This is a genomic window from Vibrio sp. Vf1514 (assembly GCF_052076135.1).
GTDB lineage: Bacteria > Pseudomonadota > Gammaproteobacteria > Enterobacterales > Vibrionaceae > Vibrio > Vibrio furnissii.
The window spans coordinates 2,938,718-2,959,942 of the sequence record NZ_CP197267.1 but is presented as its reverse complement, the minus strand read 5'-3'; the positions used below and the strand labels follow the sequence as shown (position 1 = coordinate 2,959,942).

Annotated in this window: 18 protein-coding genes; 4 read left to right on the top strand and 14 right to left on the bottom strand. The window is 51.3% G+C overall.

Annotated elements, in window-relative coordinates; genetic code table 11:
- Positions 1-4: 4 nt before the first annotated feature.
- The 10 genes from ACS18Q_RS13750 to ACS18Q_RS13705 form a co-directional block, all read right to left on the bottom strand.
- The gene (locus tag ACS18Q_RS13750) at positions 5-478 is read right to left on the bottom strand and encodes an arginine repressor (RefSeq protein ID WP_172475432.1); all 474 of its coding nucleotides are present in this window, start codon (positions 476-478) and stop codon (positions 5-7) included.
- Between the two features lie 351 nt (positions 479-829).
- Positions 830-1,291: an aspartate carbamoyltransferase regulatory subunit gene (gene pyrI / locus ACS18Q_RS13745; protein WP_004728498.1), complete on the bottom strand. Its 462-nt coding sequence runs from the start codon at positions 1,289-1,291 to the stop codon at positions 830-832.
- A 15-nt stretch (positions 1,292-1,306) separates the two neighbouring features.
- Complete coding sequence (gene pyrB / locus ACS18Q_RS13740) at positions 1,307-2,236, bottom strand: aspartate carbamoyltransferase (RefSeq protein WP_004728499.1); 930 nt, start codon at positions 2,234-2,236, stop codon at positions 1,307-1,309.
- Positions 2,237-2,668: 432 nt separating this feature from the next.
- Complete coding sequence (gene argF, locus ACS18Q_RS13735; protein ID WP_004728500.1) at positions 2,669-3,679, bottom strand: ornithine carbamoyltransferase; 1,011 nt, start codon at positions 3,677-3,679, stop codon at positions 2,669-2,671.
- A gap of 89 nt (positions 3,680-3,768) precedes the next feature.
- Positions 3,769-4,683, bottom strand: a complete 915-nt coding sequence (gene arcC, locus ACS18Q_RS13730) for a carbamate kinase (protein WP_441257166.1) — start codon at positions 4,681-4,683, stop codon at positions 3,769-3,771.
- Positions 4,684-4,749: 66 nt separating this feature from the next.
- On the bottom strand, positions 4,750-5,970 hold the full coding sequence (gene arcA / locus ACS18Q_RS13725) for an arginine deiminase (RefSeq protein WP_004728502.1): 1,221 nt from the start codon (positions 5,968-5,970) through the stop codon (positions 4,750-4,752).
- 961 nt (positions 5,971-6,931) lie between these two features.
- Positions 6,932-8,377, bottom strand: a complete 1,446-nt coding sequence (locus tag ACS18Q_RS13720) for a YfcC family protein (protein ID WP_004728504.1) — start codon at positions 8,375-8,377, stop codon at positions 6,932-6,934.
- Positions 8,378-9,075: 698 nt separating this feature from the next.
- Positions 9,076-10,383 (bottom strand): anaerobic C4-dicarboxylate transporter, encoded by a 1,308-nt coding sequence (locus ACS18Q_RS13715; RefSeq protein WP_004728505.1) that lies wholly within the window; start codon positions 10,381-10,383, stop codon positions 9,076-9,078.
- Positions 10,384-10,540: 157 nt separating this feature from the next.
- Positions 10,541-11,992, bottom strand: coding sequence for an aspartate ammonia-lyase (gene aspA / locus ACS18Q_RS13710; RefSeq protein WP_004728506.1), 1,452 nt, complete (start codon positions 11,990-11,992; stop codon positions 10,541-10,543).
- 183 nt (positions 11,993-12,175) lie between these two features.
- Positions 12,176-14,086, bottom strand: coding sequence for a GGDEF domain-containing protein (locus tag ACS18Q_RS13705; protein WP_143680259.1), 1,911 nt, complete (start codon positions 14,084-14,086; stop codon positions 12,176-12,178).
- Between the two features lie 223 nt (positions 14,087-14,309).
- Here ACS18Q_RS13705 and ACS18Q_RS13700 point away from each other — a divergent pair, with 223 nt between their 5' ends.
- Complete coding sequence (locus ACS18Q_RS13700; protein WP_004728508.1) at positions 14,310-14,801, top strand: FxsA family protein; 492 nt, start codon at positions 14,310-14,312, stop codon at positions 14,799-14,801.
- A gap of 98 nt (positions 14,802-14,899) precedes the next feature.
- On the opposite strand, the gene trmL is transcribed toward ACS18Q_RS13700, so the two are convergent.
- The 4 genes from trmL to ACS18Q_RS13680 form a co-directional block, all read right to left on the bottom strand.
- Complete coding sequence (gene trmL / locus ACS18Q_RS13695) at positions 14,900-15,373, bottom strand: tRNA (uridine(34)/cytosine(34)/5-carboxymethylaminomethyluridine(34)-2'-O)-methyltransferase TrmL (protein ID WP_004728509.1); 474 nt, start codon at positions 15,371-15,373, stop codon at positions 14,900-14,902.
- Positions 15,374-15,453: 80 nt separating this feature from the next.
- Positions 15,454-16,071: a superoxide dismutase gene (locus ACS18Q_RS13690; protein ID WP_154180473.1), complete on the bottom strand. Its 618-nt coding sequence runs from the start codon at positions 16,069-16,071 to the stop codon at positions 15,454-15,456.
- A gap of 79 nt (positions 16,072-16,150) precedes the next feature.
- Positions 16,151-17,530 (bottom strand): envelope stress sensor histidine kinase CpxA, encoded by a 1,380-nt coding sequence (cpxA, locus tag ACS18Q_RS13685; protein WP_004728511.1) that lies wholly within the window; start codon positions 17,528-17,530, stop codon positions 16,151-16,153.
- Positions 17,530-18,216, bottom strand: a complete 687-nt coding sequence (locus ACS18Q_RS13680) for a response regulator (RefSeq protein WP_004728512.1) — start codon at positions 18,214-18,216, stop codon at positions 17,530-17,532. Before ACS18Q_RS13680 ends, cpxA begins: the two co-directional genes overlap by 1 nt.
- A 188-nt stretch (positions 18,217-18,404) precedes the next feature.
- On the opposite strand from ACS18Q_RS13680, the gene ACS18Q_RS13675 reads away from it, so the two are divergent.
- From ACS18Q_RS13675 to pfkA, 3 genes are all read left to right on the top strand, one after another.
- Positions 18,405-18,950 (top strand): CpxP family protein, encoded by a 546-nt coding sequence (locus tag ACS18Q_RS13675; RefSeq protein WP_154181306.1) that lies wholly within the window; start codon positions 18,405-18,407, stop codon positions 18,948-18,950.
- Between the two features lie 131 nt (positions 18,951-19,081).
- Positions 19,082-19,990, top strand: a complete 909-nt coding sequence (gene fieF / locus ACS18Q_RS13670) for a CDF family cation-efflux transporter FieF (protein ID WP_004728514.1) — start codon at positions 19,082-19,084, stop codon at positions 19,988-19,990.
- 262 nt (positions 19,991-20,252) lie between these two features.
- Complete coding sequence (pfkA, locus tag ACS18Q_RS13665; protein ID WP_004728515.1) at positions 20,253-21,215, top strand: 6-phosphofructokinase; 963 nt, start codon at positions 20,253-20,255, stop codon at positions 21,213-21,215.
- Positions 21,216-21,225: the final 10 nt, after the last annotated feature.

Here is a 21,225-nt window from a genome sequence, read left to right as displayed (position 1 = left end):
TGAGTTAGGCCACGCCGAGGCGGGTTTTGACGATGTGTTCGCACGCTTCCACATTATTCGCATCGCGCGGGATCACCAGCACGGTGTCATTGCCGCCCACGGTGCCAAGAATTTCGCTGTGCGGGTCGATGTCCACTAGTCGCGCCACCAATTGCGCGCTGCCGGGATGGGTTTTGACCACCACAATCGCTTGGTTGTGAGTGATAAATTCAATCTGCGAGGCGATGGAGGATTCCACGCGCACCGGCGCGGTTTCCACCGTGATGCAATAAACTTTCTTACCGCAGGCATTTTGTACTTTCACCACGCCAAGCTGTGACAGCAGGCGCGACACCGTCGATTGACTGATGCCCTCAAAGCCCAGTTCGATGAGTTTTTCACGCAGTTCATTTTGATTGGCAAAGCTCTGCTGTTGAAGCAGGCGTTTGCACGCCGCCGCCAGAGATTCATCCTCATACGTGAGTGCACTGTGAGGCATTTTTCTGTTCACGGGTAACTCCTTATCCAGTCACGCCTAGGCGCGAGACAATCTGGTATTCCATACCCTGTCAGCACACTCCCAAAGCCTTAGAGTGCGACATCCACCCACGATGCACATCGCAGCATGGGCGGGAAACCTGTGTTGAGCACTGGGATCATTATCGTTGATGGCAGCAGCTTACCATTATTCACAATGTGGCTTTTTGAATAGGATCACCAAACAATAATTCGGATAAATATGTCATGCTTGGTATTTTATGTTGAAGTGATGTAACTTTATGCAATATTGCGTGCGGTGAGCGAAGGGCCACTCAGCGCCAACGTAGGCGGCTGAGTGGCTGGCGGTGAATCAGTTCTCGGTCATGATTTCGCGCGAGAATACTTTTTCACAGTAGTGGCATTTGAGCTGCACATTTTCTTGTTTCAAAATCACGCGAAAGCGGCTGTTGACCGGCTCGCCGTGTGAGATGCAGTTGCTGTTCGGGCAAGCAAACACGCCGTCGATGCGCTCAGGTAGTGCCAGCGTCAGTTTATTCACCACCTGATACTCTTCAATTTGGTTCACGGTCGCATTCGGTGCGTACAGCGCCAGTTGGTTGGCCTGCTCTTTGCTCAGGTAGACGTTCTCAATCTTAATCAAATCTTTATGACCCAGCGCAGACGAGGGCAGGTTGAGGCCGATGGTGATGCGCTGATTGGTTTCATGCAGTTTGAACAGCGACAGAATCTTGATGCCGAGGTTGGCAGGAACGTGGTCAATCACTGAGCCGTTGCGGATCGCTTCTACCTGTAGTTGGTTCTCTTTTACCATGATGACATCTCCTGCTTATAGATTTGGGTTCAGAACAAGGGCGAGTAGGGCTTGGCGGGCATAAACGCCGTTCTCGGCCTGTTGGAAATAGTAGGCGTAAGGGGTGTGATCCACGTCGGTGGTGATTTCGTCCACGCGGGGTAGCGGGTGGAGCACTTTCAGGTTCGCGCGCGCTGCTTTGAGTGTGTCGGCCGAGAGGACGTACGCCGATTTCATGTGCGCGTATTCGGACTCGTCAAAGCGCTCTTTTTGCACGCGAGTCATGTACAGAATATCCAGCTCCGGCACCACTTCCTCAATGCTGGCGTGAGTGCTGAATGCGATGCCTGCTTCTTCCAGTTCTTGGCACAGGTAATCGGGCATCGCCAAGACCTCGGGGGCGATGAAGAAGAAGCGAATGTTGTTGAATTTCGCCAGTGCTTGCGTCAGCGAATGCACGGTGCGGCCATATTTCAAATCACCGACGAATGCGACGTTGAGGTTATCCAGCGTGCCTTGCGTTTCGTAAATCGAGAACAGATCGAGCAAGGTTTGCGTCGGGTGCTGGTTGGCGCCGTCCCCGCCGTTGACCACTGGCACGCCGTTGGAGAACTCGGAAGCGAGACGCGCGGCACCTTCTTGCGGGTGGCGCATCACGAACGCGTCGACGTACGAGGAAATCACTTGCACTGAATCGGCTAGCGTTTCGCCTTTCTTCGCCAGCGAGGTGTTGCCGCCGTTGTCAAAGCCAATCACGGTGCCGCCGAGGCGTTGTACTGCGGTTTCAAACGACAGGCGGGTGCGGGTGGAGGGTTCAAAGAAACAGCTCGCCACCACTTTGTTTTTCAGCAGCTCAGGGTTAGGTTCCGCTTTGAGGCGGGCGGCCGTATCGACGATAAGTTCCAGTTCATGGCGTGTGAATTCTGGAATCGAAATGATGTGTCGGTTAAACAGCGAGTGTGCCATAACGTCTCTTCCTTTTGTGTGGGTTCATGGCTCGGCCGATGGGCTGAGGACGAAAAAAACTCAAAAAAAAGCCTCCTGAAATAGGAGGCTTTAACAACGATCACCACAGCAAAACAAAACGGCGTGACGCGCCCAATACGGACGGCTTTTCAAACGCGATGCTCGATTGAATACGCTCATTTTTTGTTCCCTGTAGACAAATTGCGGAGGATTATACGGACAAAAATCACCGGTGCAATAGCTTTTGAAAAATATTCAAGTTGTGGATTTTTATGCGAATTTTACCCAAATGTTCTGCATTTTACCCACCAGTTTATGCGTCTGGCTTGGTGATGGGTTTTGCCGAAAAAGCGTTGAAAAAAGGCTGAAAAAAAATGCGGGCTTTATTCAGCCCGCATTGGTCGGTAGGTAAAGGAAGTTTTGGTTTTTGGCTTAGTCGCCGAGTGTTGCCACCATGATTGCTTTGATGGTGTGCATGCGGTTTTCCGCTTCATCGAACACGATGGAGTAGTCGGATTCGATCACTTCGTCAGTCACTTCGCAGCCGTCTTTCAGCACTGGGTAGTCGTGTGCCAGTTGTTTGCCCACGGTGGTGTCTTCGCCATGGAATGCTGGCAGGCAGTGCATGAATTTCACATGCGGGTTGCCGGTTGCTTTGATGACGTTCATGTTGACTTGGTAAGGCAGCATCAAGTTAATGCGCTCTGCCCACGCTTCTTTCGCTTCGCCCATAGACACCCACACGTCGGTGTAGAGGAAGTCACAGCCAATCACACCTTCTTGCACATCGTCAGTCAGGGTAATTTTACCGCCGGTTTGTTTGGCGATTTCGCGGCAAGTGGCGACCAATTCTTCAGTCGGCCAGAATTGTTTAGGTGCCACGAGGCGAATGTCCATGCCCATTTTCGCTGCGCCGACCATCAATGAGTTGCCCATGTTGTTGCGCGCATCACCAAGGTAAGCGAATTTGATTTCGTGCAGTTGTTTGCCACGGCTGTGTTCCATCATGGTTAGGAAGTCAGCGAGGATTTGCGTTGGGTGGAATTCGTCAGTCAGACCGTTCCATACCGGTACACCGGCATGTGCGCCCAGCTCTTCAACGATCGCTTGACCGAAACCGCGGTATTCAATGCCGTCGTACATACGACCCAGCACGCGGGCGGTGTCTTTCATCGATTCTTTGTGACCAATTTGAGAGCCTGAGGGGCCAAGGTAAGACACTTGCGCGCCTTGGTCGAATGCCGCCACTTCAAATGCACAACGGGTACGAGTGGAGGTTTTTTCAAAGATCAGTGCAATGTTTTTGCCAGTCAGGCGTGGCTGTTCATAGCCGTTGTATTTGGCTTTTTTCAGTTCAGCGGCTAGATCCAACATGTGTTGAATTTCGCGTGGTGTGAAGTCGAGTAGTTTCAGGAAATTACGGTTACGTAGGTTAAAAGCCATGATCTTATCCTCATCTGGGAAGCGCTTACGCCATCTTGCCTAAGCGCTGAAAATTCAATGTTTGATTACCAGTGACGTTGCACGGGTGATTACTGATCGCGAGTGATGTTGGTGCCTGCTTGGCCTTCCAGAATGCGCAAGCCATCTTGCAGCGCGCCAATGCCAACCACGGTGCCGCCTTTGCGAATGAATTCGCAGGACGCTTCGATTTTTGGCCCCATGGAGCCTGCATCAAATTGGTATTTCGCCAGCTCAGACGGGGTGGTGTTGCGCAGTGCGGTTTGAGTTGGTTTGCCCCAGTCGAGGTACACCGCATCGGCATCGGTCAGGATCAGCAGTGCATCGGCGCCGATCTGTTTGGCAAGGAATGCGGCTGACATGTCTTTGTCGATCACTGCTTCCACACCGACCAATTTGCCGTTATCACGTTTGACCGGGATGCCGCCACCGCCAGTACAGATCACCAAGTGGCCTTCATCGATGAGCTTGGTGATCGCTTCATGTTCGATGATGCCGGTGGGTTGTGGGCTTGGCACCACGCGGCGGAAGTATTTGCCGTCCGGTTTCACCGTCCAGTGGTACTTCTCGGCCATTTCACGCGCTTCGGCTTCTTCGTAGACTGGACCAATCGGTTTGGTCGGGTCGGCAAAGGCCGGGTCGTTCGGATCGACCGACATTTGAGTCAGCATGCAAGTCACGTTGCGTTCTGGCAGCAGGTTTTTGAATTCCTGCATCAACATGTAACCGATCATGCCTTGAGTTTCGCTACCCAACACGTCAAGTGGGTAAGGGTTTACTTTCTTGTATTCCAAACCTTGCAGCGCGAGCAATCCCACTTGTGGACCATTACCGTGCACCAACACCACGTTGTATGCTTTGGCAATTTCAGAAATGGTTTTGGCTGCAATTTCAATGTTGTGGCGTTGAACATCCGCTTCTAACGGTTCACCGCGACGAAGCAATGCGTTACCACCTAATGCGACGACTACTGTTTGTTTAGTCATGGTTATATCTCTTATTATGTGGGCCGAAGCTGGCAGAGGAAGGTCAGCCCCGGCCCGAGTTAGTCACTAGATGTCATCACGTTCAATTGGGCAGCTCATGCAGCGTGCACCGCCACGGCCGCGGCCCAGTTCATCACCCGGAATTGGCAGAACGGTGATGCCGGCTTTGTCGTATTTTTCGTTGGTGTAGGTGTTACGTTCGTAACCAATCACCACGCCAGGACGAACGGTCAACACGTTGTTGGCATCGTTCCACTGTTCACGTTCGGCTTCGAAACTGTCACCGCCGGTGGTGATCATGTTCAGTTTGTCGACGCCCAATGCGTTTTCGATGGTGTGAATGTAAGATGCTTGTTGGGTCGCTTTCACGCGGCCAGATTCATCACCGGTCAGGCTCCAGCAGTTCACATCATCTGGAATCACGTTTGGATACACAGAGAAGGTGTCTTCACGCATGTGTGTCATCACCGTATCCAAGTGCATGCAAGAACGATCTTTTGGCAGTTCCAGTGCGATCACTTGTTTGGCTTGGCCATGTTTGAACAGAGAAGAAGCCAACTGCTCAACCCCTTGTGGCGTGGTACGTTCTGACATACCAATCAGCACAGCGCCGCGACCAATCACCAGAACGTCACCGCCTTCAATGGTGGATTTGTCGTAGTTGCGTTCTTCGTCGCCGAAGTACTTGATGAAGTCTTGGCCGGCGAATGTTGGGTGCCAGCGGTAAATTGCACGCAGGTGGTTGGTTTCACGTTGGCGTGCCACTTTCGCCATTGGGTTGATGGATACACCCCCGTAAACCCAGCATGAGGTGTCACGAGTGAACAGGTGGTTTGGCAACGGTTTGATGATGAAATCGTTCGCCTTGTTCATGGTTTGTAAAATAGAAGACGATTTGATGGGTAGCTGACCGTAAGACAGACCGCCGGTCAGAATTTTCGCCAATTCCATGTGGGGTTGATCTGCAAGGTAGCAGCGCAGATCATTGGCGAACGTTGGACCAAAACGGTTATCAGAAATTTGCGTATTCAGCAGCCATTCTTTGGCTTCCGGCACATCCAGTGTTTCTGCAAGCAAATTGGTGAGCAGCAATACTTCCACACCTTGGTCGCGAAGTGTTTGGGCAAACACATCGTGTTCTTTGCCCGCACGTTCGATATCCAAAACGTCATCAAATAACAGGTCGTGACAGTTTGATGGCGTCAGGTGGGTGAGTGCGCGACGTGGACGGTGAATTAAAACGCGACGTAATTGACCGATTTCAGAACCTACGTATAACTTACTCATAATCGTATCTCTCTTATTTTCTGTGTATTTCTTAATTTGAAATACATATTTATTTGTAGGGTTAGGTAATGAATTTAAATTAGCTTTTAATTAATTCATTGTTTCGTTCTGATATTCATATTACCCAGTGAGAGAGGCCTTTCTTAGAGAACGATCACAGTTCGATTTTTAATAAATGACCGCCAAAAATAGTCCTTTTTAACAATGTTTATTCATCGAATAGGGATTGATACGCTTGGGTGAATGCGCGTCATTTACGGAAATTTAATCGAGCAAAATAAAGAATATTCATGAAATTAGTGAGATGAATTGATAATTGGGGAAGTTTATGCAATTTAATTTGATTTATTCGGCTTGTTGAACGACCGAAGTATGCATTTCTAAAGGGTAGATAGTGACTTTAACCGCCGCGAATGGCCGTGTTGTAACAAAAATATCGTGCAAAATATTGATCTGAGACAATTGAAAATACGCGTCCAAAGTTTGGGGTGATGATAAAAAACGTCGCATTTTGAATCCGAATATTGTGCATCACGCGCGCATGAAAAAATGCGGCAGAATAATATTTCCGCGTTTGGCACTAATTATCCATAGCTTGAACCGACTAGATTCAAGACGGCGGCATGGATGCGCCGAACCGTGTAGTCGAGGGCATTTGCTGTTGAAAGGCGAGCAGCAAAAGCAGGTGTCGAAAGGCTGGTGTCGAAAGGCTGGGGTCGAATGATTGGAGGCCGAAGCTGGGTCGCAGAAGATGGGGAACGGACGACTGAGGCGACAAATCGCGGACGAAAGCTAAAGGACGAAAGAGAAACGGCGTCCTGATGGCGTTTCTTGCCCCGTCATGGCGCAAAACCCTGTGCCATGGATCATGAGATGGCGGGCAGAAAAAAGCCGCGCTGAGCGCGGCTTGGTGAGCAGTAGAGGCTTTGGTGTGGCAGGCCTCGGGGTCACGAATTCGGTGTTACATAAAGGCACCGACACTGAGCATGATCATGATCAGCACACACAGAATACCCAGTAGCGGGGCGACCCATTTTAGCCAGCGCACGTAAGGGACACGGGCAATCGCTAAGCCACCCATCACCACTGCTGAAGTGGGCGTGATGAGGTTGACGATACCGGACGCAGATTGGTAAGCGGTCACCACCAGTTCACGACCCACGCCTGCAAAGTCGGCCAATGGTGCCATGATCGGCATGGTCAGGACGGCCAAACCAGATGAAGAAGGCACCAAGAACGACAACAGGATTTCCAACCAGTACATCACGTTGATGAAAATCACCGATGACAGGCCAGTCACCAGTTGTTCGGCTGAATTCAGAATGGTGTCGGTGATCATGCCGCGGTCCATGACCACCACGATACCGCGTGCAATCCCGATGATCAGAGCCACACCCAGTAGGTCACGGGCGCCATCAATAAAGCTTGAGGTAAACTCTTCTTCGCTCATGCGAGCGACCAAACCGATGATGATGGTCGCGCCAAGGAACATGGCCGAGATTTCCGCCATCCACCATCCGGCGACGGAGACCCCGTAAATCATCACGGCAAACGCAGCCGCGAAAATAGTCAGAATCACTTTACGCGTGCCAGTGAACTCCAGGGTTTCACCACTGCGGCTGCCCAGGAAGTGCGCTTTGTTCTCTTCGTATTTATCAAACACGATGGATTTGCTTTGGTCGGCACGCACCATTTTGGCGTAGCGCATGACGTACATGACACAGATGATCCAACCCACAATCAGCATCGCCACGCGTAACCAGATGCCATCGGTGAAGGGAATGCCCGCCGCATTGGCCGCGATGACGGTTGCAAACGGGTTGATGGTGGAACCGAGGGTACCAATGCCTGCGCCGAGCAAAACGGTCGCAGCGGCCACCACAGGGTCAAAACGAGCGGCCATCATCACCGGCACCAACAAGGTGTAGAACGGCAGGGATTCTTCCGCCATGCCATACACGGTCCCGCCAGTGGCAAACAGCGCCATCAGAATGGGAATCATCAACTCTTCGCGGCCTTCCAAGCGTGCGGTGACACGTTCAATACCGGCGTCAATCGCTCCGGTTTTGGTCACCAAGCCAAGGAAGCCACCAATCACCAGAATGAATAGCGACACGTCAATCGCCGCCGCTTCATAGCTGTTGTGATCGTAGAAGCCGTCAATCGGCGCAAGCAAGACATCAATCACGCCTTGTGGGTTGCCTTCGGTGGCGTGGTAGGTGCCAGCAACGGGCACTTCACGGCCGAGGTCTTCGTTCATAGCTCGGTCGTACTGACCGGCGGGCACGATCCAGGTGAGCATCGCCACCAGGGCGATCAACACAAAGAGAATGGTGTAGGCGGAGGGGAACTTAAAGTTGGCCAGAAAGCCGCCTTTACGTTCTGTGGGTGCAGTTTGGGTTGTCATAGCTGTCTCCTTACATTCAGAAAATAGAACGCTCTGAACGCGTTTGGTGGCTAATATTCTCTATTCACCGGATTGTTTTCTCAGGCCCGTTTTGAGCGGGGCGATGCATACCTATATTGGCGCGAAAACAAAAATAGATAGGTTACATCGTCCAACCGGCATCTCAAATCAGTAACTTAGAAAACCTTAATTGCAATATTATCGAATATGGCAACGTATTAAGTGAAATAAAGCTTAAGGAAAATTAATAAATATGGCAAAAAATCTTATTTTTATTCATGGTGATGAAGTGAATAACGCTTCATCGTTAAAGAAATTCTAAAGAGGCTGGTGGGGATTATCTTAGCGGTGGTTCACAAATTATTGAGTGGTGATTCGTGGCCGAAATTAGACTCAAAATAAGTCAGGGTAATTGTGTATAAATAATGGAATTCTATTCTTGATTAATTCAGGTTGTTCGCGAATATAAGCGATATTTTATTTCGTCTATTTCAAACAGGGGAATTTTATTCAGTTGAAAATTCAGCGGGTAAAAAATAACTTTTGCACTAATGCTTGATTTAAATCAAGTCGCTTGAGCGCACCGATTCGTGGATTCGATAGGCAACCGATGGTGGCGTAAAAAGAGGCGGGTCGCGCGGGCAGTCTTGAGTCATAAAAAAAGGGAGCCGAAGCTCCCCTTGATTGCACTTTATTCTCTAGATGAACAGGCCACCGAACAGGAAGCCAAAGGCCACTGCCGATGCAATGGTCACCACGCCTGGAATAAAGAATGCGTGGTTAAACACATATTTACCAATGCGAGTTGAACCGGTGTCATCCATTTCGACTGCCGCCAACAGGGTTGGGTAAGTTGGCAGTACAAACAGCGCGCTCACGGCTGCAAAAGATGCAACTGCAGTCAGCGGTGCCACACCAATCGCCAATGCGGCAGGCATCAGGGCAACCGTGGTTGCCCCTTGTGAGTACAGCAGCATCGACGCAAAGAACAGCACCAATGCCAGCATCCATGGGTAGTCTGCCAACAGGGCGCCAGCCACTTCTTTGATGCCATCTACGTGCGCGTTCACAAAGGTTGAACCTAACCATGCCACACCCAGAACGCACACACATGCGGTCATACCAGAGCGGAAGGTGGCAGCGGATGCAATTTTAGACGCGTCGATTTTGGTCACCATCACGATGGCTGCCGCAGCGGCAAGCATCACAGTCATGATCGCTTCGTTACGGCCAAGCGCAGGGTTTTCAATCAAACCGACAGAAGACGAAATTGCAGCGGCGTAACACACCACAAACGCAATCGCAGCAAGGAAGATGTAAGTTGCTGGTTTGGCCGTTGGTAGAATTTCACGCTTGTGGTCGTTGTCTAGTTTCACCAAACCTTTGGCGAGGTTTTCTTGGTAAACCGGATCGTCTTTCAGCTCACAACCCATGAAGTTTGCCACAAACGCACCGACCATACAGGCCGCGAATGTGGTTGGAATACAGATGGCCAGCAGGGTTAAGTAGTCCACGCCAAACGGTACCAGCATCGCGGCAAAAGCGACTACGGCAGCAGAAATTGGCGAGGCGGTGATCGCGATTTGTGAGGCGACCACCGCGATAGACAGCGGACGTGATGGGCGTACGCCTTGGCCTTTCGCCACTTCAGCAATCACAGGTAGTGTTGAGAATGCAGTGTGGCCAGTACCCGCCATCAGTGTCATGAAGAATGTCACGATTGGGGCGTAGAAGGTGATGCGTTCAGGGTGTTTACGTAAAAAGTTTTCCGCGATCTGTACAAGCCAATCCATCCCACCAGCAACCTGCATGGCAGCAATCGCTGTGATCACGGACATGATGATCAGAATTACGTCGACAGGAATGAAAGCTTGACTGGTCGGAACGCCCAGAACAAGAGACAGGACAATGACACCAGCGCCACCGGCAAAACCGATCCCGATACCGCCGATACGTGCTCCCAAAAAGATAAAGAGCAGAACAACTAACAGTTCAACCCAAACCATAGTGATACCTCGTTTAATATTATTAATTTAATTATCTGAGAACTCAGGGGGATAAATCCTCAGATAATTAAAACAGGGGCGGTTGGAGCAGGTCCGTTGCGTATCACCAAAAATACGAACAAAACAGGCCCCGGAAAGGGGCCTGATCGAGAAGTGCTTATTCGTAGCGTTTTGCTTTGTATTGTGGGTGCATCAGGTTTTCTACTGAGAAGATGTCATCCAATTCTTCTTCAGTCAGTAGGCCGCGCTCAAGCACAACTTCGCGTACGCTCTTACCGGTTTCAGCACAGATTTTACCCACGATGTCACCTTCATGGTGGCCAATGTATGGGTTCAGGTAAGTGACGATACCGATTGAGTTGAACACGTAGCCTTCACAGATTTCTTTGTTCACTGTGATGCCATCGATACATTTGTCACGCAGGTTCACACACGCGTTAGACAGCAGTGAAATGGATTCAAACATCGCTTGACCGATCACAGGTTCCATCACGTTCAGCTGTAGCTGACCGCCTTCGGCTGCGAACGATACCGTGTTGTCGTTACCAAGCACTTTAAAGCACACTTGGTTGACCACTTCTGGCACAACTGGGTTTACTTTTGCTGGCATGATAGAAGAACCTGCTTGAAGCTCAGGTAGGTTCAGTTCGTTCAGACCTGCACGTGGGCCAGAAGACAGCAGACGTAGGTCGTTACAGATTTTAGACAGTTTCACCGCAAGGCGTTTCAGTGCACCGTGAGTCATCACGTACGCACCACAGTCAGATGTTGCTTCGATCAAGTCTTCTGCTGGAACCACTTCAAGGCCAGTCACTTCAGCCAAGTGTTTGATGGCAGCCGCTTGGTAACCTGGTGCCGCGTTCAGACCCGTACCGATCGCAGTTGCACCGATGTTCACTTCAAGCAACAGTTTTGAGGTGTATTGCAGGGCACGAATTTCTTCGTTCAGTGTTACTGCCCAAGCGTGGAATTCTTGGCCAACAGTCATTGGAACTGCGTCTTGAAGCTGAGTACGACCCATTTTCAGGATAGTTTTGAACTCAACGCTTTTCAGTTCGAATGCGCCTTTGAGGTATTCAATCGCGTCAATCAGTTTCAGCACGCTGTTGTATACCGCAATACGGAAACCGGTTGGGTATGCACAGTTGGTGGATTGGCTCTTGTTCACATGGTCATTCGGGTTCACGAACTCGTATTGACCTTTTTCTTTGCCCATGAGCTCAAGCGCAACGTTTGCAATCACTTCGTTCGCATTCATGTTCACAGAAGTGCCTGCGCCGCCTTGGAAGACGTCTGAAGGGAACTGGTCCATACATTTGCCAGTTTCCAGAATCAAGTCACACGCTTGAATGATGTAATTCGCCACATCCTTAGGAATTACGCTCAGTTCTTTGTTTGCGAGTGCAGCTGCTTTTTTGGTCATCACCATACCGCGCACTAACTCTGGTACATCTGAAATGGTGACATTCGAGATGTTAAAGTTTTCCATTGCGCGCAGGGTGTGAATGCCGTAGTAAGCGTCGGCCGGTACGTGACGTTGACCTAATAGATCTTCTTCGATGCGAGTGGCTGTGGTGGATGTCATTGGAGCATCAGATAGGGTAGCCATAACAGGATCCTTAAGATAATTATTCTGATTAGATTTAAAATGCTTAGCCATTTCTGCCTTAAGAATCCATTCATCAGAATTATTGGCTGGAAAATCCGTCCTGACTTCTGTGGCACATAATACTTGAGTAGTATTTAAAAAATAGGAACTGGATCACTTTTTAGTTCAATTTTCAGAAAAGAATTACACGCGATGTGACTCAACTACCGTCAAATTTTCAAAACCATGTGCCGAGACGCAATTTTTGCCTTTGCGCTTGGAGCGGTACATGGCTTTGTCGGCATTGGTGCAGGTTTGCGGGGCTTCGGCGGTCACTTCGGCAACGCCGACACTGACCGTGACTTTGTGCTGTGGCCACGACGAAATGGCGGTGCAGACGCGCTGCATCAGCTTCACCGCTTGGTGAATATCCGTGTGCTGAATGATTACTGCAAACTCATCACCGCCGATGCGCGCGATGAAGTCGGTATCACGCAGCAGTGATTGCAATTGAATCGCGACATACAAGATCACTTCGTCACCGACGGTGTGGCCGAGCGAGTCGTTGATCGCTTTGAATGAATCGATATCGATGATGGCGAGGCAGGTGGGCGGTTGATTGGGGTAACGCTGTTTCAGGCGCGCGTAATACTGCAAGGTGTGCTCGAATTTCTTCTTGTTCCACAGCGAGGTGGCGGGGTCGCGTTCGCTGCGTTCTTTGAGTTCGACAATCGCATTGTAATGTTCGGAGATGTCGGTAAATGAGTACACGTAGTACTGCACTTTGGCGATTTTCCCCGCCAATGCCCGCACTTCTGTTTTACACATCACCTCGTGACCATCGGGATCTTGCAGGCTGTATTGACCTTTCCATTCGCCTTGTTGCGCCAGTTGATTGAGCATCAATTTCTGCTTGTGGCGCGAGGGGAGAATGTCCAACACACTGCGCCCATGCAGCAGGTGCAGATCAATGCCCACCAGCTCGCTAAAGCGAGCATTGGCGCGCAAAATGCGGTGCTCGCGATTGGCAAATGCGATGGCGACGCCATTGTCCATCACAAACTGAGCGTAGGTTTGATCCATGCGCACCATGTGAAACGCTTCCCACAACATGCCCAGCACCACAGATGCTAAGCCCAAACACAACCAGATGGTGATCGCATCGGATCGAATTTGCTCATCGCGGGTTTGAAAGATCTGTTGCAAGGTGGCGGGATCGTAATGCGTCAGCATCGTTAACCCGCCAACGGATCCAAAGAGTTGATTTTCAAAGGGTTGGTAAATGAAAAAACCATCTTGGGTCAACAAGGTGCCGCGTTGATTGGGATGCTGCTGAATTGCGCGCCACACGTCGGGGTACTCGCGTGGCAGGTTGTTGAATGCGCGTGTTTGAATTAAATCACCAAATAGTTTGTTGTCGTCACTGCTGACAATGAAATATCCCTGTGCGTCGACAAAGTCGATCGACAGGTTCTGTGTGTTCTCCGTGATTTGATGAATCACCTCCATTACGTCGAGGTTGGCAATGAAATAGCCTTGCCGCCCCGCCAGTGTGTCAATCGGATAGAGAATGCGAAAACCGGGTTTATAGGGGATCACCGGCAGGCCATGTTCGTATTCCAAATCGATGCCGAAGTAGCCTTGTTCGCCGGGGGTTAATTGCTGCGCGTAATGGAAATAGTCACGATGTCCTTTCTCTTGCAGTTGGCTGATGGGGACGATAAACGGGTGGGTCATCTGCGGCGTGTAATCGACTCGAATCACCTCGGTACCGGCTTGGTCTAAATAGCGTAATTGGTAAAACAAACCGGAATTAAATGAGGTGAGATACCACTGGCTTTCGAGGTAGCCCCGGTATTGTGGGTTGTTGCTGAGCGCGAAATCCAACAGCAGTGGGGAGTGGCTCATTTCATAAAAGGATTTTTGAATTTGGGCGTGCGTGCGGCTGGCCTTGGCATCGACAAACGACAGGAACTGCAAACCCTGCACTTCCAATCGGTCGAGCAAGAACTGATGCGCTTTGTCAGATAAATGGTAATAGTAGCCCAGCGGAATCAACGACAGCCCTAGCCACAGAATCACCGTTTTTTTTAGCGTATTGGCAACCCGTTTCATTATGATACATGTTGAGTGAAATCTGTGTTTAAAAGGTAGTTGAGCCTTTGCTAATTTGCCAACGCTGAGGCCAGTGAATTCGGGCGTTTCGAGCTATCCACTTGATTTTCATTCAGAGAAATTTTCCTCTCAGGCAATAATTCGCTACATTTTTGCCTCGTGTTGAGCGCTTGAAGTGCCTAGCGCTTGGCGCTAAGGTTGTAGCCGATAATAAGGAGGGACTGTGTTTCCGATACTACTGATTTTATTTATTGCAGTGCCAGTGATCGAAATCGGCCTGTTTATTCAGGTGGGTGGCGTGCTGGGGCTGTGGCCGACGATTGCGTTGGTGTTGATCACTGCGTTTGTCGGCGCGTCGCTGGTGCGCAGCCAAGGACTCAATACCTTGATGACGGTGCAGCAACGTATGCAGCGCGGCGAGATGCCAGCGCAGCAGATAGTGGAAGGCGTATTGTTGGCGATGGCTGGCGTGTTGCTGGTGGTGCCGGGGTTTATGACCGATGTGCTCGGCATGGTGATTCTGCTGCCCGCGCCTCGTGCCAAGCTGGCGCACTCCCTGATGAGCAAAATGGTGGTGACCCCTATGGCATCCGGATTTCAGTCCAGTCACTTTGAGCGTGATGGCGAGACGCACTCGTCGTCGCATCACGGCCAAACATTTGATGGTGAATTTGAGCGCAAGCAGGATGATCAGGACAAACTCAATCGTCCGTAAACCAGCTTCCTATAACGAAAAAGCTCTCCATGGGAGAGCTTTTTTATTGCCGATGATTCGGTGTTCATGAGCGGGTTGGATGCCTTGTTTCGCGCGATTTAACGTGCGCCTTCAAACCCCATTTGACGCCACGCTTCAAACGCGATGATCGCCACCGCGTTGGACAAATTCAGGCTGCGTGCTTCAGGCATCATTGGAATGCGAATGCGCTGCGCCATCGGCAGGCTTTCAATCAGGTCTGCGGGCAAGCCACGGGTTTCCGGGCCAAACAGTAACACATCACCGCGTTGGAACTGCGCATCGACATGATGGCCGGTGGTTTTGGTGGTGCAGGCAAAAATGCGGTAATCGCCCCGCGCTTCCAGAAATGCGATGAACGCCTGATAATCTTTGTGGCGAGTCACGCGCGCCAGATCGTGATAATCCAGCCCGGCACGGCGCACTTTCTTCTCTTCGAGATCAAACCCCAGCGGCTCAATCAGATGCAGGTTGGCACCGCAGTTGGCACACAAACGAATGATGTTGCCGGTGTTCGGCGCAATCTCGGGTTCATACAGGGCGATATCAAACATGACGCGTTCATTCCTCTCTTGCTGAGCGACGGAGTATATACCCAAGTCACGGCAAGATGCGAGCAAGGGACGGACGCCGCTTAGGCCGAGAGCGCTTTGGCGACCGCGTAGTTTTCGCCCACCGCTTCCCAGTCAACCACATGCCACCACGCATCAATGTATTCCGGGCGGCGGTTTTGGTAGCTGATGTAATAGGCGTGTTCCCACACATCCAGTGCCAGAATCGGTTCACCGCGCACGCTGGCGACATCCATCAGCGGGTTATCCTGATTGCTGGTGGCGCTGATGTGCAGGGCGCCCTCATTCACCACTAACCAGGCAAAGCCCGACCCGAAGGTGTTGACCGCCGCTTGGGCAAACTGTTCTTTGAACGCCTCAAAACTGCCAAAGGTGGCGCGAATGGCTTCGCCAAGCTCCCCTTGGGGTTCACCGCCGCCGTGGGGCGCCATGCAGTTCCAGTACAGAATGTGGTTGTAGTAGCCGCCGCCATTGTTGCGCAGGGCGGGGGGCAGGGTGGAGATTTGGGCAAACAATTCCGGGAGCGGGGTGTGTTCGTGTGCGGTGCCTTTGAGGGCCGTGATGAATTTGTCGTAGTAAGTCCGGTGGTGCTTACTGTAATGGACTTCCATGGTTTTCGCGTCGATGTACGGTTCCAGTGCATCGTAGGCGTATGGCAACTCTGGGAAAATATGAGACATAGTTGATCCTCCGTTTGATTGACTTAACGTTACTGATAATCAATCTCATTATCAACTATGTCTTTTGTAAGGTCTTTCGTTACGCATCCAAGGGCAGCGTAAACTGCACTTTCAAGCCGCCAAGCTGGCTGCGGCTGGCGGTGATTTGGCCGCTGTGTTGGCGAATCGCACTTTCGGTGATCGCTAGCCCCAATCCCGTGCCGCCGCTGTGGCGATCGCGCGCAGTTGACACGCGATAGAAGGGGCGGAAAATTTCAGCCAGTTCGCTGTCGGGCACGCCTTCGCCGTTGTCTTCAACGGTGACGGTCAGTTGCTGTGTCGTGGCAGCAAAGTGCACTTCAATTTTGTCCTGCCCATAATGAATGGCGTTGCGTACGATGTTTTCCAGCGCGCTCATCAGCAAGGTGGGGTTGCCGGAAATGTTGCATTCTGGGATCGGATCCTGCGTCAGGGTTTTGTGCATTTGTTCGGCTTCAAACTGCGCGTCGCACAAGAGTTCTTCCCACAAGCTGCTCAGCGGCTGCACTTCGCGGCTCAAGTGGCTGTTGATCTGCATGCGCGACACTTCGAGCAGTTCGCCAATCATGCGTTCAAGGCGCTGCGCTTCGGTGTCGATGCGTTCCAGCTCGCTGCTGGAGCCCTGTTTGCGGGTCGCTAATGCGCTGGCCATACGCAGACGGGTTAAGGGCGAACGGAGTTCGTGCGAGATGTCGGACAGCAGGCGCTGCTGGCCAGAAATCATCTGATTCACCGCTTCGACCATCTGGTTGAAACTGCGTCCGGCTTGGCGAAACTCGGTGGTGCCTTTTTCCAAACTGGGGTCGACCACAAATTCGCCGCGCGCGACGCGTTGGGCTGCCAATGCCAAACGTTGTGCCGGTTTACTCAGGGCCCATGCCAGCCACAACAGCAAAGGCGTGCTGACCACCATGACGGCCAGCAGCAGTTGCAGCGGGCGGTCAAACAGACGCAATAAAAACGGTGGCGGCTCATCCCAACGCAAACCGACGTAAAGCAGCAAATCGCGCTGCGCAAGTTGGATTGGCAGGGGGCCGGCAATCATGTAGCGGCCATACAAACGCTGCTGCGGTTTTTCAATCGATTCAATGCTGGTGGTAAAGTTTTGCAGCGCTTTGAGTTTGAAATCCGCATGTTTTTTGGTGGTGAGAATGTTGCCGTCGAGATCAGTCAGGAAGAAACGCGAGCGTTCTTCATTTTTGTGTCCGCCATTCTCTTCCAGCCGCATCAGAATGCGCGCTAAGTTTTCTTCGCGCCCAAAGCGGTTTTCAATCGCGTTGCGGTATTCCAGCAGGCGTTGGTAACCTTCGGGCGGAATGTCGCGCGTTTTTCGCGGATCGAGGTGCGGCAGCGTCAAGACGGCGACCAACACCAACATCATGGTGAACCAGAAGATGGCAAAGATGCGGCCGTAGAGGCTATTGATCTTCGGTAGACGCATTAATCCTCCACAATCATCAAGTAACCGCGGCCGCGCAGTGTTTTAATGCGGGGTTTGCCATCACTGCGTTCCGGGAGTTTTTTACGCAGGTTCGACACATGCATATCAATCGCACGGTCAAATGCCGCCAGTCGTTTCCCTAGCACATCGAGGCTCAACATCTCTTTGGTCAGGGTTTCGCCCGGGTTTTGCACAAAGTGGGTCAGCAGGGCAAATTCGGTGGTGGTGAGATCGAGCAATTGCCCTTGGCAATACGCTTCCTGCTTGCCCGGATACAGTTGTAAATCCTGACACTCAATCATATCGGTTGGCTTGCTTTGCGTGTGGTTGCCCGTGCGGCGCAAAATGGCGCGAATGCGCGCCAGCAACTCGCGGTCGCTGAACGGTTTTGGCAGATAATCGTCGGCGCCCAGTTCTAGGCCAATCACGCGGTCAATCTCTTCGCCTTTGGCGGTCAGCATCAAGACCGGCGTTTGCCATTTCTCACGCAACTTTTTCAGCGTTTCCATGCCATTGAGTTTGGGCATCATCACATCAAGCAGAATCAGATCCACGCTGTCGTTGACGGCGTGTAAGCCAGCTTCACCATCGTTCGCTTCGGAGACCTCAAAGCCTTCGTAGCTCAAGACCTCTTTCAGTAGACCAGTGAGTTCGGTGTCGTCATCAATAAGAAGAATGTGCGCCATATCTGCCTCTTAAACATCGGGGGATTCTCTGTAGTTTACTGTGAAAGTTTGCGCGCAATTAGCGCTAATTGCACTCTTTACGATTCTTTACGCTGCCTAAACACCACTTTACTTAGCAAGTCGTATTCTACACTCAAGCGCTGCAAGGGCAGCCCGTAAGTCAGAATGCAACGATTGAGGATATGATGATGAAAATGGCGAAAAAATTGATGCTTACCGCTGTGGTTCTACCGATGGTGCTGGGTTCAGCGAGTGTGCTGGCAGCTGGCGGCAAAAACAAAGGTCCTGACGATGAGATGTGCGGTCCACGTGGTGAGCGTGGGATTTTCAAACAGCTGAATCTAAGCGCTGAGCAGCAGGCTCAACTGCGTCAGATGCGTGAAGATGGCCGTGCGCAGATGCAACAAAAACGTCAGGCGGGGCCGTCTGAACAGATGAAGGCGATGCGTGACAAAGAACGTGCGCTGATGCTGGCGCCTAACTTCGATAAAGCGCAAGCGACTGAGCTGGCGAAACAGATGGTCGATATGCAAGTGGAACGTCGCGTACAGATGATGGAAAAACGTCATCACATGCTGAGCGTGTTAACGCCAGCGCAAAAAGCGCAGTTCCAGACCCTGCAACAAGAGCGCATGGATCAATGTTGGGAACACGGCCCTCGTGGCGGTCATCACGATGGCAAGGGACCAAAAGGTCAACGCATGATGCCACCTGCGCCACCAGCTGGTGAATAATGGTGACTCGCATTTTAGGCAGCTTCGGCTGCCTTTTTTACGTTTTTTGACTGGATATCGGATGAGATTTAACGCACATCAAACAGCCTTTTGCGTATAATTACGTCATTGATTTGCATGGATAACAGACTATGAAACAGGAATACGCCAGATTGGTGACCCTCGCCGCTTGGACCGCGACCACAGTCGCCACGTTGCTGCTGATCGTGAAAATCGCCGCGTGGTGGGTGACCGGCTCGGTCAGCTTGCTGGCGTCGCTCATTGACTCGCTGCTCGACATCGCCGCGTCAGTGGTCAACTTAATTGTGGTGCGCTATTCGCTGCAACCGGCAGACCGAGAACACACCTTTGGTCACGGCAAAGCGGAATCCTTGGCGGCGCTGGCGCAAGCGATGTTCATCTCCGGCTCTGCTTGCTTTTTGATCCTCAACGGCATTGACCGTTTCTTCCGCCCCCATGAATTGCAATCGCCAGAGTACGGGATTTACGTCAGTGGGTTTGCCATGGTGGTGACGTTTGCCTTGGTGATGTTCCAGCGCCACGTGGTGCAGAAAACTGGCAGTCAGGCCATCGCGGCCGACTCACTGCATTATCAGTCCGATTTATTTATGAACGGCGCAATCATGGTGGCGCTCGGACTGAGTTGGTTTGGCATCAAACAGGCCGATGCGGTGTTTGCGGTCGGGATTGGGGTGTACATTCTCTACAGCGCTTATCGCATGGCGCATGGCGCAGTCCAAACGCTGCTGGATCGCAAATTGCCTGATGATGAGCTGATGCAGATTCGCACCTTGTCGCTTTCGGTTGATGGGGTGATGGGCGTGCATCAACTGCGCACACGCATGTCCGGCCCGGTGCGTTTCATTCAGCTGCATTTGGAATTGGATGACAACATTCCGTTAATTGAAGCACATCGCATCTCGGATATTGTGGAAGCGAAGCTGCGCAAAACTTTTCCCGGTGCCGATGTTTTAATCCATCAGGATCCGTATTCTGTGGTCTTCGGTCCAGAGCGAAAGCAAAAATTCCAAGGGTGGTGAGGCAAAAGTGGTCGAGGTTGGCTATCTTTTCCCCAATTGAACTAAAAAACCTGATCCTGATGTGAATCAACAACGCTGTGGGTCGAAACTGTAATACTCTTACATAAGTAGCAAACTTACAGAATTTCGTGCAAATAACAGTAGTATTCCTAATTAGGAAATGTAACATAACGCACAGATATAGAATGCTTTTGCTGCCTGCCAATCCAGGGCGGGCGGCGCGAAAAATATTATATTAAGTTCCCAAAAATCGAGGGTGAGCATGATTAAGAAGATCGGTATTTTGACAAGTGGCGGCGACGCCCCAGGCATGAATGCTGCGATTCGCGGCGTGGTTCGTACGGCGTTGGGCGCAGGTCTTGAAGTATTCGGCATCTACGATGGCTATCAAGGCCTGTACGAAGGTCGTATCAAGCAGCTAGACCGTTCAAGCGTGTCTGATGTGATTAACCGTGGTGGTACATTCCTGGGTTCTGCGCGTTTCCCGCAGTTCCGTGAAGAAGCAGTGCGTGAAAAAGCGATCGAAAACCTGAAAACACACGGCATCGATGCATTGGTTGTGATCGGCGGTGACGGTTCGTACATGGGTGCGAAGAAACTGACTGAAATGGGTTACCCATGTATCGGTCTGCCAGGTACCATCGACAACGACATCGCGGGCACGGATTACACCATCGGTTACCTGACTGCACTGAACACCGTGATCGAAGCGATTGACCGTCTGCGTGACACGTCTTCTTCTCACCAACGTATTTCGATCGTTGAAATCATGGGTCGTCACTGCGGTGACTTGACGCTGATGTCTGCGATCGCAGGCGGCTGTGAGTACATCATCACGCCTGAAACGGGTTTGGATATGGAACAGCTGATTTCTAATATTCAAGACGGCATCAAGAAAGGTAAGAAACACGCGATCATCGCGCTGACTGAACTGATGATGGATGCGAACCAACTGGCGAAAGAGATCGAAAAAGCGACGGGTCGTGAGACTCGTGCGACGATCTTGGGCCACATTCAACGGGGTGGTAAACCAACTGCGTTTGACCGCGTGCTTGCGTCTCGCATGGGTAACTACGCCGTTCATCTATTGATGGAAGGTCACGGTGGCCGTTGTGTGGGCATTCAAAAAGAGCAACTGGTTCACCACGACATCATCGACGCGATTGAAAACATGAAACGTCCAGTACGTAAAGATCTGTTCCAGGTGGCTGAAGAGCTGTTCTAAGCGCTTAACC

Excerpts from the sequence above, each read along its gene's own strand:
- ACS18Q_RS13750 (WP_172475432.1), bottom strand. The coding sequence starts at position 478 with ATGCCTCACAGTGCACTCACGTATGAGGATGAATCTCTGGCGGCGGCG.
- pyrI (WP_004728498.1), bottom strand. The coding sequence starts at position 1,291 with ATGGTAAAAGAGAACCAACTACAGGTAGAAGCGATCCGCAACGGCTCA.
- pyrB (WP_004728499.1), bottom strand. The coding sequence starts at position 2,236 with ATGGCACACTCGCTGTTTAACCGACACATCATTTCGATTCCAGAATTC.
- argF (WP_004728500.1), bottom strand. The coding sequence starts at position 3,679 with ATGGCTTTTAACCTACGTAACCGTAATTTCCTGAAACTACTCGACTTC.
- arcC (WP_441257166.1), bottom strand. The coding sequence starts at position 4,683 with ATGACTAAACAAACAGTAGTCGTCGCATTAGGTGGTAACGCATTGCTT.
- arcA (WP_004728502.1), bottom strand. The coding sequence starts at position 5,970 with ATGAGTAAGTTATACGTAGGTTCTGAAATCGGTCAATTACGTCGCGTT.
- ACS18Q_RS13720 (WP_004728504.1), bottom strand. The coding sequence starts at position 8,377 with ATGACAACCCAAACTGCACCCACAGAACGTAAAGGCGGCTTTCTGGCC.
- ACS18Q_RS13715 (WP_004728505.1), bottom strand. The coding sequence starts at position 10,383 with ATGGTTTGGGTTGAACTGTTAGTTGTTCTGCTCTTTATCTTTTTGGGA.
- aspA (WP_004728506.1), bottom strand. The coding sequence starts at position 11,992 with ATGGCTACCCTATCTGATGCTCCAATGACATCCACCACAGCCACTCGC.
- ACS18Q_RS13705 (WP_143680259.1), bottom strand. The coding sequence starts at position 14,086 with ATGAAACGGGTTGCCAATACGCTAAAAAAAACGGTGATTCTGTGGCTA.
- trmL (WP_004728509.1), bottom strand. The coding sequence starts at position 15,373 with ATGTTTGATATCGCCCTGTATGAACCCGAGATTGCGCCGAACACCGGC.
- ACS18Q_RS13690 (WP_154180473.1), bottom strand. The coding sequence starts at position 16,071 with ATGTCTCATATTTTCCCAGAGTTGCCATACGCCTACGATGCACTGGAA.
- cpxA (WP_004728511.1), bottom strand. The coding sequence starts at position 17,530 with ATGCGTCTACCGAAGATCAATAGCCTCTACGGCCGCATCTTTGCCATC.
- ACS18Q_RS13680 (WP_004728512.1), bottom strand. The coding sequence starts at position 18,216 with ATGGCGCACATTCTTCTTATTGATGACGACACCGAACTCACTGGTCTA.
- ACS18Q_RS13675 (WP_154181306.1), top strand. The coding sequence starts at position 18,405 with ATGAAAATGGCGAAAAAATTGATGCTTACCGCTGTGGTTCTACCGATG.
- fieF (WP_004728514.1), top strand. The coding sequence starts at position 19,082 with ATGAAACAGGAATACGCCAGATTGGTGACCCTCGCCGCTTGGACCGCG.
- pfkA (WP_004728515.1), top strand. The coding sequence starts at position 20,253 with ATGATTAAGAAGATCGGTATTTTGACAAGTGGCGGCGACGCCCCAGGC.